Annotated in this window: 13 protein-coding genes; 6 read left to right on the plus strand and 7 right to left on the minus strand. The window is 35.1% G+C overall.

Annotated features, from left to right (window positions below; translation table 11 throughout):
- Both HPY60_06970 and HPY60_06975 read left to right on the plus strand, forming a co-directional pair.
- Positions 1 to 278, plus strand: a 278-nt coding sequence (locus HPY60_06970; protein ID NPV50920.1) for a hypothetical protein, incomplete at its 5' end; no start/stop codon positions are given.
- Positions 279 to 342: 64 nt separating this feature from the next.
- A complete protein-coding gene (locus HPY60_06975) occupies positions 343 to 1,356 on the plus strand; it encodes an AI-2E family transporter (protein ID NPV50921.1) in 1,014 nt (337 codons plus the stop codon).
- 2 nt (positions 1,357 to 1,358) lie between these two features.
- Here HPY60_06975 and HPY60_06980 read toward each other — a convergent pair whose 3' ends face one another.
- The 4 genes from HPY60_06980 to ppsA all read right to left on the minus strand — a co-directional run bounded on the left by HPY60_06980 (position 1,359) and on the right by ppsA (position 6,165).
- Positions 1,359 to 1,718 carry a hypothetical protein gene (locus HPY60_06980; protein ID NPV50922.1) on the minus strand — a complete coding sequence of 120 codons (360 nt, stop codon included), beginning with the start codon at positions 1,716 to 1,718 and terminating at the stop codon, positions 1,359 to 1,361.
- Positions 1,719 to 1,763: 45 nt separating this feature from the next.
- The gene (locus HPY60_06985; protein ID NPV50923.1) at positions 1,764 to 2,957 is read right to left on the minus strand and encodes an aminotransferase class I/II-fold pyridoxal phosphate-dependent enzyme; all 1,194 of its coding nucleotides are present in this window, start codon (positions 2,955 to 2,957) and stop codon (positions 1,764 to 1,766) included.
- A 142-nt stretch (positions 2,958 to 3,099) separates the two neighbouring features.
- Entirely contained in the window at positions 3,100 to 3,720 is a 621-nt protein-coding gene (locus HPY60_06990; protein NPV50924.1) for a hypothetical protein, read from the minus strand.
- Between the two features lie 3 nt (positions 3,721 to 3,723).
- A complete protein-coding gene (gene ppsA, locus HPY60_06995; GenBank protein ID NPV50925.1) occupies positions 3,724 to 6,165 on the minus strand; it encodes a phosphoenolpyruvate synthase in 2,442 nt (813 codons plus the stop codon).
- A 150-nt stretch (positions 6,166 to 6,315) separates the two neighbouring features.
- Here ppsA and HPY60_07000 point away from each other — a divergent pair, with 150 nt between their 5' ends.
- Positions 6,316 to 7,653 (plus strand): WD40 repeat domain-containing protein, encoded by a 1,338-nt coding sequence (locus tag HPY60_07000; GenBank protein ID NPV50926.1) that lies wholly within the window; start codon positions 6,316 to 6,318, stop codon positions 7,651 to 7,653.
- Here HPY60_07000 and HPY60_07005 read toward each other — a convergent pair whose 3' ends face one another.
- The gene (locus HPY60_07005; GenBank protein ID NPV50927.1) at positions 7,654 to 9,231 is read right to left on the minus strand and encodes a hypothetical protein; all 1,578 of its coding nucleotides are present in this window, start codon (positions 9,229 to 9,231) and stop codon (positions 7,654 to 7,656) included. It abuts the gene before it with no gap.
- Between the two features lie 51 nt (positions 9,232 to 9,282).
- Between HPY60_07005 and HPY60_07010 the strand changes: the two genes are divergently transcribed.
- The gene (locus HPY60_07010) at positions 9,283 to 10,398 is read left to right on the plus strand and encodes a hypothetical protein (protein NPV50928.1); all 1,116 of its coding nucleotides are present in this window, start codon (positions 9,283 to 9,285) and stop codon (positions 10,396 to 10,398) included.
- On the opposite strand, the gene HPY60_07015 is transcribed toward HPY60_07010, so the two are convergent.
- On the minus strand, positions 10,395 to 11,441 hold the full coding sequence (locus HPY60_07015) for a 4Fe-4S cluster-binding domain-containing protein (GenBank protein NPV50929.1): 1,047 nt from the start codon (positions 11,439 to 11,441) through the stop codon (positions 10,395 to 10,397). The genes HPY60_07010 and HPY60_07015 overlap by 4 nt on opposite strands.
- 85 nt (positions 11,442 to 11,526) lie before the next feature.
- On the opposite strand from HPY60_07015, the gene HPY60_07020 reads away from it, so the two are divergent.
- Complete coding sequence (locus tag HPY60_07020) at positions 11,527 to 12,642, plus strand: polyprenyl synthetase family protein (GenBank protein ID NPV50930.1); 1,116 nt, start codon at positions 11,527 to 11,529, stop codon at positions 12,640 to 12,642.
- Between the two features lie 5 nt (positions 12,643 to 12,647).
- Here HPY60_07020 and HPY60_07025 read toward each other — a convergent pair whose 3' ends face one another.
- Positions 12,648 to 13,127 (minus strand): KH domain-containing protein, encoded by a 480-nt coding sequence (locus HPY60_07025; protein ID NPV50931.1) that lies wholly within the window; start codon positions 13,125 to 13,127, stop codon positions 12,648 to 12,650.
- Positions 13,128 to 13,321: 194 nt separating this feature from the next.
- On the opposite strand from HPY60_07025, the gene HPY60_07030 reads away from it, so the two are divergent.
- Positions 13,322 to 14,338, plus strand: a complete 1,017-nt coding sequence (locus HPY60_07030; GenBank protein ID NPV50932.1) for a homoserine dehydrogenase — start codon at positions 13,322 to 13,324, stop codon at positions 14,336 to 14,338.
- Positions 14,339 to 14,341 lie beyond the last annotated feature (3 nt).

Here is a 14,341-nt window from a genome sequence, read left to right on the forward strand (position 1 = left end):
CAGCAGGATACCAGTGGTGTGAATACACTCAGAAATGTTACAGGCCTTTTGAAGAAACATGCAGCATCGGGGGAGATGTCGATGAACACGGATGCAAAGAATCTGCCGGCTATACTTGGTGTGAAGTCAAAAACAAGTGCATAAGGACCTGGGAAGAGTCATGCACAATCGGCGGAGATGTCGACGAGCACGGATGTCTTGTTGCATCTGGATACCAGTGGTGCGAAGGACTCAAAAAGTGTATCAGACCTTGGGAAGAAGAATGTCCAACCGACTGATAAATAATTTATATTTTTTATTTTTAACCGAACTTTTAAAAATAGAATTAAATTATACTTCACAATGGATAAAATTGCGTACGTCAAGATTACAATCTCTATAATTATCCTTCTTATGGGGGTCTATTTGGTATACCCAATAATTCCCGGCCTTATTGGTGGATTTGTATTTGCATATACCTTCTCTCCCGTATACAATAGAATTTTTAATAGAACAAAAAGGAAAAGTCTATCTGCAATATTTACAACTCTTTTCATATCTGCCCCAATACTTGTCACTTTGCTCTATGTATTCTATAAGGCGCTAGCTGAACTTGACGCTGTGAATGAAATACTAAGAACCCATTCCTACATCTCAATTATCAACATTTTTGGGATACACATAGAAGATTCCCCTTTTTATGGATTTATTACTCAAACCTTTCCACAGATAGTTAATATATCAGAATTATTCTCAAAAACAATGGGGCAATTACCTTTGACTTTATTGAACATGGCCATCTTATTCCTCGCCCTTTATTACTTCTTGGATGAAAGAGAATCAATTGAAGGCTTTATCCACAAAATAATTCCTCCCTCATATTACAAAGATATGCTTGAAATACTTCAACCTACAAAAAGTGTAATTAATGGCCTTATATACGGAAACATAATGAGCGCCATGATAACTGGATTACTAGCTATTATTGGATTTGCCCTTTTAGGGGTACCTTACTCATTTCTATTGGGACTTTTGGTAGGTCTAGCTTCGTTTCTTCCCGTTATAGGCCCTTGGACAGTTTTTGTACCCTTGGGAGTTTACTACCTTTTTTTAGGAGAATATCTTAGAGGGGGCATACTGCTTATCTATGGGGTAGCGGTCCTCGGACTGCTATACGACCTTTATATATATCCAAGGTTTTGTGAAAAAGACTCACAACTACATCCTTTCATAATTCTTATAGGATTATTTGGGGGATTGTACATGCTTGGTCCAATAGGCCTACTTTACGGACCTATTATCATTGGACTACTTAAAGGCGTGGCAGAAGGAGTTATCAAAGAGACTACACAAAAAAGAAGATTCTTTAGGTTATGATTCTATCTCCTAAAAATATACCTTGCAGGGCTTCTACCAAGGCCTATCTCAAACTTGCAGTTTTTACAAACTTTACCAACTGTTGTTGATCTCCCGAAAAGGTCTTCAGAGAGTACATCTTGTAATTCTTTTCCACAAAAAGGGCAGTTCTTTACTTCCTTACCTTTTCTCGAATGGACTTGTATTCGTATTCCATATTTTTTTGCAACTCTCCTTATTCGCTCTGCAGAGACTTGAATCTCTTCTTTATCGGATAACTTATGCTTTACCTTTTCGAACAACTCTTTCTGGGAGTGGATTACAATATCCTCTCTTAGGACTCTCTTAATTGCATCAAGAATTTGGGGGTCTGTAGCCCTCATACTTCATATTAGAAATTTAAAATATAAATGATTATCTCTAAAAAATCAATTTTTGTGTTTCATGAACTCTTCAAGCCTTGAAAAAGCTTCTTCCATGGTGTCAATTGGGGGTAGAAAAACTGATCTAAAATGGCCCTTCCCATATGTCGGACAAAAACCACTGCCGTGGACCAAAAGAACTTTTTTCATTTTCAAAAATTCATATACGAACTCTTTATCGTCCTTCCACCTATTTTCTAATTCAACTTTTGGAAATATGTAAAGGCCGCCCATTGGCTTTGAAGTGCTTATCCCAGGTATTTCATTTAATCTCTTGTAAGCAAATTCACTTCTCTCTTTCAATTTTGAAACCATCTCTAAGACATATTTTTCACTACTCTTATAGGCTTCAATGGCACCAACTTGACATATTGAATTTGCAGCTATCCTTGCCCTAAGTTCCTTCATTATCCCCTCTTTTATGTCAGAAAGTGTATCCCAGTTGTAGAAAGCTATATAACCGACTCTCCACCCCGGTGCAAGGTAGATCTTTGAAATGCCATTGAAAGTCATTATAGGCACTTCATCTGTCATTGAAGCAGGGCTTACAAAAGAATCGTTAAATGTAATCCTGTCATAAATCTCATCAGATATGATAAAGAGGTCATGTTCTATTGCAATATCAAGTATCTCTTTCAGATTTTTTTTAGAATATGTTGCGCCTGTCGGGTTGTTAGGATTTATTATGACTATGCATTTTGTCCTATCTGTTATCTTAGATCTGAGATCTTGAACGTCAATGTTCCAATTGTCCTCTTCGATAGTTCTATAAGGAATAGGAGTCGCTCCAAAAAATGTTGCATATGCTGTATAAGTTGGGTAACCTGGTCCAGGGATTAAAACTTCGTCTCCTGGCTCAAGCGTCGCTCCAAAGACTAAATTTACACCTTCAGTAACGCCTGAAGTTATAACAACATCTTCTAAGTATATCTTCCCGTTATTTTTAGATTCCCTTTCAGCAATGACTCTACGCAGTTCAGTATTCCCAAGAGAATCTTCATAGCCATTAAAATTTCCTCTAGCCGCGTTGATGATGGCATCTACCATAGGTTCTGGAGTTTTAAAATCAAACTTCAATGGGTCCCCTATATTTAATTTTAGTATATTGTCTCCTTTAGATTCTAGTTTCCTTGCATATTCAACTACGTCTCGAATTGCATAACTTATCGTTGACGATCTTTCTGAAACGTTCAATGTCATCACCTTCTATCCGGCTATTGAAGTTTATTATATCCCTATTTAAGTTTATCTATTATATTTGGACATAATACTAAAAATTAATATAAATTATAAAATTTGTTCTATAATAAGAGTTATATTAAAATAATATATATTCGCATTATCAATAGAGAAATAAATATAGGTAATATATTCCAATTAGTATAAGCATTACCCCGCTTATTCTATCTAAAGACTTTGAATACTTCTTAACAAAATCTTCTACCTTCTTTAATCCAAAAACTGAAGAAATGACAATAAGTGGAGCGCCGACTAAAAAAGAGTAAATTAAAAGAGAGGCTACAACTATCAATAGGTTTTTCTCAAGGGATACTATTGAAACTAATGATATCAAAAGAGGTGCGGCCCTTGCTATAGTGATTATTCCATAAGAAATCCCATATGTGTATGGAGTTGAACCGTAAAAGTTTCTCTCTTTTTTTACCGATAGGATATAACTAATTCTTATTATTCTTAAGAGGATTAATCCTATAATAATAGATATTATCGCCCCTAAAAGAAATCCTAGTTTGTTGCCTGAATCAAATATCGAGGAAAATCCGAAATTTCCCATGAGCCCAAGAGGTATAAATACAGTTGATACCCCTAACGAAAATAAAATGGCATTAAGTGGGGCCCGTTCACCTAAAACTTTTGGGAAAATAGGAATAATAAAAAATAGGTTTAATGGACATAAACCAGCTGTGATACCCAACACGATGGACGAAACTAGCGATTCAAACATTAATTATATGAACCCCATCTCTTTTTCTTTTTCCCACACGTTAAGTCTAGTTTTTATGACCGTGTCAGGGTTTAAACTTATAGAATCTATTCCGCTTTCTACTAAGAAGGACGCAAACTCTGGGAAGTCTGATGGGGCCTGACCACATATACCTATCTTCTTGCCCTTTGATTTTACAACTTCTATTACCTTCTTAATCAATCTTTTTACAGCGATGTTCCTTTCATCATAGATGCTTGAAACAAGCTCGGAGTCCCTGTCAAGCCCAAGTGTAAGTTGGGTGAGATCATTTGAACCTATAGAAAATCCATCGAATATTTCACAAAACTCGTCTGCAGCAAGTACGTTTGAAGGTATTTCACACATTACATAGATCTCAAGCCCATTTTCACGTTGCACTAATCCAAATTCCTTCATAGTATTAACAACTTTTCTGCCTTCAGCAGGTGTTCTGCAAAATGGAACCATTACTTTGATATTATTTAATCCAATCTCTTCTCTCGCCTTTTTAATGGCTTTACATTCAAGTGCAAACGCTTGCTTAAAGTTTTCATCGTAGTACCTTGAAGCACCTCTCCAGCCGATCATTGGATTGCTTTCTTTTGGTTCGTAGAATTTACCACCTATGAGATTTTCATACTCATTGGATTTGAAGTCACTTAGACGAAGAATTACATCCTTTGGATAAAATGCAGCCCCAATCATTGAGATGCCATATGTAAGCTTATCAATATAGAAATGCGTTTTTTCTTTATATCCCGCTGTTTTATTTTCTATTTCTTTAACAACTTCTGCAGTTGACATATCATACCTTGATTTTTCGCTTAAATCTTCAAAGTTTACAAGAGCCATTGGATGGATACCTATGTAAGAATTAATAATGAACTCTTCTCTTGCTAATCCAACACCATCATTTGGGATTTGTGACTGATAGAATGCTTTTTCTGGTATCCCTACGTTCATCATTATTTTAGTTCTTGTTTCAGGAAGCTTCTGGATGTCTATTTCTTCTACGTTGTACTTTAGTATACCGTCATAAACTGCCCCAATTTCTCCTTCAGCACAGCTTACTGTAACCTTCTGGCCATCAGACAAGACTTCAGTTGAGTTATCTGTTCCCACAATACATGGTATCCCAAGTTCCCTTGAAACTATGGCGGCATGGCAAGTTCTTCCTCCCCTGTTTGTAACAATTGCATTTGCCTTCTTCATAACAGGCTCCCAATCTGGGTCTGTCATCTCAGTTACAAGTATCTCTCCTTCTTTAAAGAGAGAAATCTCCTTAGGTGTTTTTATAATGTGGGCCATTCCCTGACCAATAAGATCTCCAACAGCTTGGCCAGTTACGAGTTTTTTCCCTTTTTCTTTCAAGATGTATGTCTTTATGGTGTTAACGTCTCTTAGAGACTGGACAGTTTCAGGTCTTGCCTGTATAATGTAAAGCTCCCCAGTATTACCATCCTTTGCCCATTCAATATCCATTGGAGTATATTTTCCTTTTTTATTAGAATAGTGGTCTTCTATTATTACAGCCCACCTTGCAAGCTTTAGGACATCTTCATCAGAAATTGAGAATTTATTTCTTTCCTTTTCATCGACCCTAATATTCTTTGTACTTTCATTGGGATCTTCAGAATAAATCATTCTCCTCTGTTTTGCCCCAAGTTTTTTATTTATTATAGATTTGTAACCTTTCTTTAGAGTAGGTTTAAAGACATAAAATTCATCTGGATTTACAGTACCCTGAACAATATTTTCGCCAAGTCCAAAAATTGAAGTAACTAAAACTACATCCTTGAATCCTGATTCTGTATCGATTGTAAATATGACGCCACTTGATCCGGTGTCACTTCTTGCCATTTTTTGAACGCCTATTGAAAGCTTAACAGAAAAATGATCAAAGCCTTTATCATGCCTGTATGATATGGCCCTGTTAGTGAAAAGAGATGCAAAACATTTCTTACAAGCCATTATGAGTGCATCGGCACCAGTTATATTTAGAAATGTTTCTTGTTGTCCTGCAAATGAAGCATCGGGTAGGTCCTCAGCAGTTGCAGACGATCTAACAGCAACATCCACATTTTTTCCATACATTTCTTCTAGCTTCCCATAAGCCTTTATTATTTCTTTTTTTAGTTCATCGGGAAATTCAGCTTCTATTATAGCATGTCTTATCTTTTCCCCTCTCGTTCCAAGATTCTCATATATATTTGTATCAAGATCTTTTAATATTTCTTTAATCTTTTTTTCTATTCCAGCATTCTTTATAAAATAATCATAAGCATAAGATGTAATAGCAAATCCTTCGGGAATTTTTATCCCCTTGCTTTTTAAGTTCCTTATCATCTCGCCAAGAGATGCATTTTTACCACCTACAAAAGGAATATCATCGATATCTATCTCTTCAAAAAGTAGGATTAATTTATTTTCCTTATCTTGGGGCATAGTTACACCTGTATTTATTTTAAAAACAATCCTTAAAAAGTTTTGGATATTTATTTATACTCTATATTCTATATATTTTTGGCAATATTTATTTGCCAATCTTCATCAATAGTTTTAAATAAAAGAATAAATAACTTATTTCGTGATATTATGAATTTTAAAATCATATCTATATTAACTATTTTACTATTTTCCATGGGGACATTGTCGTCTGTAATGTCTTTAGAATTTGAAAACAATACAATTTACAAGGATGAATTCGACATCCTAGAGATTACTGCAAACGATATCAATGGCGATGGCAACTATGAGATACTTGCTTATACTGCAGGTAAAAAATTTTTATGTCTTGACGACAAGGGAAATACAAACTGGACACTTGAATCAAATAACTCTTTTTCAACGATTAAAGTCATGGACATCTACGATTCTCCTGAGAATGAAATAATTTTAGGAACTGAAAACAGAGTTATCTCAAAGAAAGAGATTTTCAATGCTTTGATATACTTCCTTGATAAAGACGGAAATGAAATTGCCATTATACCTATTTTGGGTTCAGTTCTTGATCTCGATATCGGAGACGTAGACTCAAACGGGACCTACGAAACACTTGTCGGTGCCGATGATGGAAATGTCTATCTTTTTGACGAGGAACTTAACTTGTTATGGAATTACAAGACTAGGGGGTATAACTTTAGGACCCTTATCGTTGATCTAAATGAAGATGGGATCAATGAAATCATGACAGTATCCTGGGATAATACGTACATGCTTGATGGCCTTGGAAAACTTACTAGATCTTACGAGACCAAACACATTCTTAGAGATTTATACCTTGATAGGTATAACAATATTATCCACGTTTCAAGATGGTACAGGGAAGAGTCTCAAAACTGGAAAGGTACAGTTGCATATTCATTAAATAGAAATCTAGCTCAGATGTGGGAGTTTAGGACAGAAACTGAATCAAGTGCTTCTGCATTCTTTGACATCAATGAGGATGGAAAGGATGAACTAATAATTGCGGGCACACAAGGGGAGATAATAATCCTCGATTCAAAGGGCGTCTTCCTTAAAAGATTTGATTTGCCAGATAGAATCTTTAAAATTGAAGCAATGAAGGAAGAAGGTACCAATTATCTTGTTGCAGGATGTAAAGATAATACTCTCTATATACTTAACTACAGCACTGGAGAAATTGACTATAAACTCCAAACTCAAGGATGGGTAGAAACTTTTTCAATTGTTGATATTAACAAGGATGGCAAGCAGGATATCCTAGTAGGCTCTAATGACAATAAAATATACCTAATGCTTCAAAAAAAGGTGGAAGTAACTCCTCCAGAAGAGAACACTACAGTTATAGATAAACCACCTGAAACAGAGCAGCCAAAAAGTGAAACTAAGAACGTTCCATTTGAGGAAGCTGGAATATTCGGTGGCACATTACTTGGGGCAATATACATTGCATTAAGAAAAAGGAGATAATTATTCCCTCTTTTTTACACTCTCTCTTTTTATTCCTTGATTTTTTCTTTCTTTTGATATCCTTAATCTTTCTTGGCTTACGGCAATATCATTTTTCCTTGACTTGTTTGGATGTTCTTTTCTCTTGATAACCTTCCCTTTTGGTTTTTCTTTAGGCTTTTCTACAACAGGAAGCCTTTGCCTTGCCGAATTTATTATTATCCCAGTTGATAGTAAGATGCCTATGTAGAATAAAGTATTTATTGAACTTTGAAGAATCCTTATCCTATCTTGGGTGAAAATATACTCTCTTGTGATGTAAATTAAAGAATTCATTGGGCCTTCTTTTAAAGCTGCACTTACTTTGGATTTGATATTTACCGTTTCTTGAAATCCTTCAGAAGACTGTCCAGTGTTGACATTAAAAACAAGTACATATTCTCCTTCGCTATTAAACCGTGCCTTAAACTTAAGATCTTTAGTTTCTCCAGGATTTAGTGTACCTTTCCAAGTACCTTCAATTATATTGGCACTTGAATTCTGTAGACTTATTGTTAGATTATTTGCACCGGCCTTACCTATGTTTGCAATTGTAAAAGGTATTTCGAATATATCCCCTTCCTCAGATTCTAATTTTTTCGTGACAGTAAGTGTAACATTTGGATTATAATCTACCAAAGTTACCGAAGGGTGGTGGTATATATCTAAACTGACGACATCTCCGGATATATCGTTTACTTCAAAAATATAATTTCCTATACTTTTCAAAGAGCGTTTTTTTATTATGTAATCTTGATTTTCCGCTTTTATAGTGGCCGAAAGTGTAGCAGTATCAGAAATTGTAAAATCCATACCCCCAATATTTCCAGTTTCTCCCTTTCTTAATGAAGTTTCTGATTTAGAAAGTTCCTTAATATTTGAATTCGAATACACAGTGAATTTTATCCCTGTATTTGTCTGATTTAGAACCTTTACCATAATAGGGCCGAAAGGAATAATGTCATCAGACAATCCATACAGCGTTTCTGAGTCTTGACCATTCCTAACGTTAACTATGAGTCTAGTATCGCTTCTATTTACGGTCATTGAGTAAAGATTTTCTCCCTCTCCAAAGTATAATGAAAGCGGATCTTCATTCATTTCCCCTGCATAAATCGGGGCCATACTCCTAAGGATATCTTTTTTTGTATAGTTAATCTTAAAGTTTGCAGCCCCTTGGTCAAAATATATCGTAAATACATAAACACCTTCAAATTTGACGTCTTCAAATTCCGTATTCATAGGAAAATCTCTAAGCTTTACGATATCTGGCACAACAACAGTCTTAATGACCTCTTTTGTGTATTTGTTTTTTTGTAGTATATTAAGTTCGATAGTATTAATACAAGAAGTAATGTATAGATCTTTATCACAAACTTCGGCTTTAACTAGTCTTACCTCATAATTATAGATATCGCCCGATATAGTGTACTCTTCCTGACTCTCTTCATACAGATGTAACATTATGGTTACTTCTTTCTTCTCATCTGCTCCAAGGACGAAATTTATCGAGCATATTAGCATCAAGCAGGTAAAAACTGACAAAAAACGCCTATTCATTGAATTGATATATGGAGTAACGCTTAAAAGAGTTATTATATACTATCTTTCATGATGAAGAAGGCATTACCATTATTGCTTATATCCTTAATTTTGTTACCTCTATACGGGGCAGCAGATGCTGACCCAAAGGTAGAATTAACATATCCTAAGGAAATTGAGCCAGGTAAACAGATTTTAATTGATCTTAAGTTGACGAATACAACCTCTGAAATGCTTTGGGATTTGAAAGCTGTAATAGATCCTAGCGATATCCCTCCTGAGATTAAAAATTATATCAAGATAGTGGATGGGGAAAAGCAGTTTGTAGTGGGAGATGGGGACCATAGTATTAACATCCAAGAAGAAGTGTCTATAAGATTATCAATTGAGACCACCTCAAATGCAGATCCTGGAACCTATAAAATCCCTATAAGAATTAAGGGAGAAATTGGAAATTGTAGAGAGGGTTGTAAACCTTATTTATTAATGAAAGATATAGAGTTTAAAGTAATTAAAGAATATCCTTCACTTAAAATAGAACTATCTTCATACCCCCAAGAAGTTTTGCAGGGACAAAGCATTACCATTCCCTTTAAGGTATCTAACTATGGGGTCGGCTACGGCAACAATATAACTTTAAGTGTTCCCTCTAACAACAATTTCACCACATCGTTGGATGTATCTTCAATTGGACTAATGAAATCTAATGAATCAAGAAACGTTAAACTAAACGTAACTGCAAAAGGTGATGCCTCTACAGGAAGTTATAAGACTGATGTCATAGTTGAGTATTTTGACCCATATGGCAATAAGAAAGCCACGACAGAGTCGATATCCTTCACAATAAAAGATTCTGCTCTCGTTAAAGAAGCCGAACAGTATTATGCCCAAGGAAACGAATACTTTGATAAGAAAAACTACTCTAAGGCCCTAGAACAGTATGAACAGGCTAAAACAGACTACCAGCAGCTTGGCTTAACTGAAAAAGTTACCGAGATTGAAGCCAGGATACAATTAGCCAAATCAGCAATTGAATCAACAAAATCAAATATCTCTCCATCAATTTACATATTGTTTGGCGTGCTACTAAGTGCCGTTACAATGGAGCTAGGGGTATTAATTGGGACATTGACACGAAAACCAAAATCTCCCAAATCTTCGAGTATCCCAAAAAATGATTTTTAAAGAGGAATGTACTCTACTACTAATCTTTTATAGATTGGGTATTCTTTTACTATTGCCGCTTTTACTTTCTTTGATATTTTTTTATCTTCTGATATCTCTTCTGCTATGGCCCAGTGGGTATACACCTTATCCTCCTGAACTTCATACATCTTTTTTGAAATATTAAGTTCATTCCTTAGATAGTTTATTATTTCTTTTGTGTCCCCTGAAATTTCTCCCTTTACAATAAGGCAATCTTCAATTTCTTCGTAGTATTTCTTTGTATTTTTTGCCCTCCTTTCCCACCGCCTTCTTAATTGAATTGCATCTTTTAAAACAGATGGGCAGAAGTGAATAGATATTGGAAGATCTTCACATTCTTCTAATAATTTCATTGATAATTCTCTGCTACCTTTTACCATGCTCGTATCACTATCAAAATCAAACCCTTTTTCTGAGAGGATGTTCCAATTTGTTTCAGTATATTCAAATTCATTTAGATTAATAAAAGAAAATTTTGAAGAAGCTGCCGATTCAATTATTGTGAGCATTCTTTTGTAATCTCCTGGGATAGACGGGATTTCAATACCAAAATTGAAATTCATTTTAAGAATATTTTTTAGACCCTCTATTTCTTTTTCATTTTGCACATGGAATCTAACTTCATCAACATATCCTTCTAATATTTCTAGTTTATTGGCAGTTTTATCAGTGCTTCCTGTATATAGGTGGATATGGTGTTTATTATTTTCTTCTTTGATTAATTTCGCATATTCAAGGCATCTATTTATTTTTAGAAGTGGGTCCCCTCCAGTAAAACTAATCCCCTTTGAGCTACATGCCTTTATCTCTTCTAGGACATCTGTATTTTTTTCTACCCTTCTTTCGTTAATGTATGAAACATCTTTGTCTTTTTTTTCATTTGAGACAGGGCAATAATAACAGTTTACGTGACAAACTCCAGTAACAAAAAGAACTGATTTTTTACCTTTTATGCATAATTTGCAGCCTTTTGGTAGCTTTCCGGTGAAACTGGAGCCCGCATCTGTTACTTTTATTGACATCTGAAATGATTTATTAATTGGCCTTTAAAAGATATCTTCAAAACTTATTTAAACTGAAACAAAAAAAATTGATAAAGGTGCGACAATGGACTTCGTTAAAGTCACAACTGAGCTCAAAAAAGAGGTAGAAGATGAAATCAAAAAATTCTTTGAAGCTGAAATCCAATCAATAGAAAACGACGTTCTACGTGATTTCTATAAAGATATAAGGCATCATACACTACTTGGGGGGAAAAGACTTAGACCAATAATGTGCATTATGGCTTATTGTGGATACGCAGATTACAATCCAAGTATTTTGAGAGCTTCAATAGCATTTGAGTTGCTTCATTCTTCTTCACTTATACTCGACGATGCTATGGATGAGGATGTTATAAGGCACGGAGAAAAAACTTTCAATGCTATATACGCAGATAAATTTTTGAAGTCCACAAGGTTTAACTTGGAGCCATATTATGACGGCGGGAACTGGATCAAAAAAGATGGATTTTTCCAATTACTTAACATACAAAGAGCGATATCAAGGTATTCTTATGGGCTCTCAGTTTTAGGGTCTAATATACTTTATGCCTTAAGCGGCAAAGCGATAAGGTCAAGCGGATTCTACGATAAAACAGTAACCAAAGCAATGATAATGCAGAGAGAAATGTATAAAATATTAAACGAAGGTCAGCTATTGGATATACTAATGGAACAAAAAGGCGGAAATGAAGACAAGTATTTTGAAATGATAGATCACAAAACTGGTATACTCTTCAAATATCCTTTAAGAATTGGATTACTCTTTACAGAAAAAGCAGATATATTCTCGCTGGATAATTATTCTACAAATCTTTCAAGAGCATTTCAGGTTCATGATGATATACTGGGTGTTTTCGGTGATGAAGGTACAACCGGAAAACCCGTTGACAGTGATATACGCGAAGGAAAGAATACCTTACTAGTCATCAAAACACTTGAATTGGCCAATGAAAATCAACTGAAAAAAGTTAAGGCAATTTTGGGAAACAGGAATGCATCTTCTGAAGACATTGCCGAAATAAAAGAGATAATGAAAAGCTGTGGAGCTTTAGACTATTGCATCGAAAAAGAATCTCAATTTATTAAAAAAGCTAAAGAGTCAATTGATCCAAATATGAAAGAAAGTTCAAGGGAGTTCTTAACTCAACTTTGTGACTTTATAATAAAAAGAAAGTATTAGAAAAATTATTCAAATACAATATCTACATTCTCGCCCGTAATCAACAAAAGTATTTCTTTTACACTTTTTGTCGCAATAGGAAGTTTTCTCTCAAATTCTTTTCCTAATCTGAGTCTCTTGATTATTGAGCCATCCGGCATGTAAACAATGTTTATTCCATAAACTTTTGCTGGGTATAAAAGGTCAGAAGCAACTTTCTTAACATCTTTGCTTTCTTCAATAACCCTTATTTTTTTGTTTAATTTTTTACTTAAGCCCCTTATTACATTGCCACCTTTACCAATAATACTTCCTATCTCTCCTGCTTCGATGAGAATAATTACAAGGTTGCCAACCTTAATACTCCTCTTAAACTTTACATCTTTAAGCCCTTTATTTTCTTGAGAGAGCCTGTAAAGTTCTTTAGCTATTTCGAGGTCGTTGTCATTAAGTTCGCCATCTTTAATCTTAGCAGTACAACCTGGGCAGAGCATTCCGGTTTTCAAACAAATCTCACAAAAAGGTAGCTCCAAATCTCTTTCACCTTCTAAAATATAGCTTTATCTTCCTTTCTTAAGCCTTTTTAAAAAGGTTTCGGTATTATTTTTTTTCTATTTCAAAAAATAAAAATTATTAGATTCCCGAAAATCTTAAATAAAGGATAAAAATAGAGTATTCACTATTTAAGAGGATGTTTATTATGGAAAAAGTACGTTTAGGAGTCGTTGGTTTCGGTATAGTTGGTAAAGGAGTATGCAAAGTAATTAGAGATAGAGCAGAACAATACAAAAATAAGTATGGCGTTGATGTCAGGATTGTTTGTGTTGCCGATATGTTAAATTCTATTTATGATGAAAATGGAATTGATCTCAATAAGTTAATGGAGCATAATCAAGAAAGATCACTTATGATTAATTATCCCGATTCTTCTAAAGATAAAAAGTGGAACGGGGAAATGGCAGTAGAAAACATGGACGCCGATATTGTAGTTGAAGTCACACCAACAAATATCAAAGATGCCCAGCCAGGATTGAATCATATAATGAAAGCATTTGATAGAGGTATGCATGTAGTTACTTCAAACAAGGGGCCACTAGCACTCCACTATGGCAAGGTAATCAAAGCCAAAGAGAAAAGTGGGAAGGAATTTAGATATGAGGCAACCGTTGGAGGAACAATGCCAGTCCTAAATCTTGCCCAGGAAGCCCTCAAGGGAAATGAAATTATGGCTGTAAAAGGAATACTAAACGGAACTACAAACTATATACTTTCCAATATGGCATTTGAAGGGAAGAAATTTGGCGATGCTTTAAAGGAAGCTCAAGAGCAAGGCTATGCGGAAGCAAATCCTGCCCAAGATATCGAGGGATGGGACGCAGCATGCAAAGCAACTATTCTCTCAAACGCTTTGATGGGAAAAACAATGACATTAAGCGATGTTAAAGTAAAGGGGATCACAGGCGTAATGATGGAAGATGTTTTAGAAGCAAAGAAGAACGGCAATATAATCAAATTATTGGTAGAAGTTACAGAGAAAGGTGCAAAAGTTGAGCCAACACCAGTGCCTCTAAACTCGCCACTTGCAGTAACAGGTACCTTGAACGTTGCGGTATTTGAGACAGACCTTTCAAAAGATATTACTGTAATGGGCAGAGGGGCAGGACAGATAGAAACAGCCGCAGCAATAATGAGTGACGTATTCGCAATAGTAAGATAAAGG

The organism is Methanofastidiosum sp., from assembly GCA_013178285.1.
Taxonomy (GTDB): Archaea; Methanobacteriota_B; Thermococci; order Methanofastidiosales; family Methanofastidiosaceae; genus Methanofastidiosum.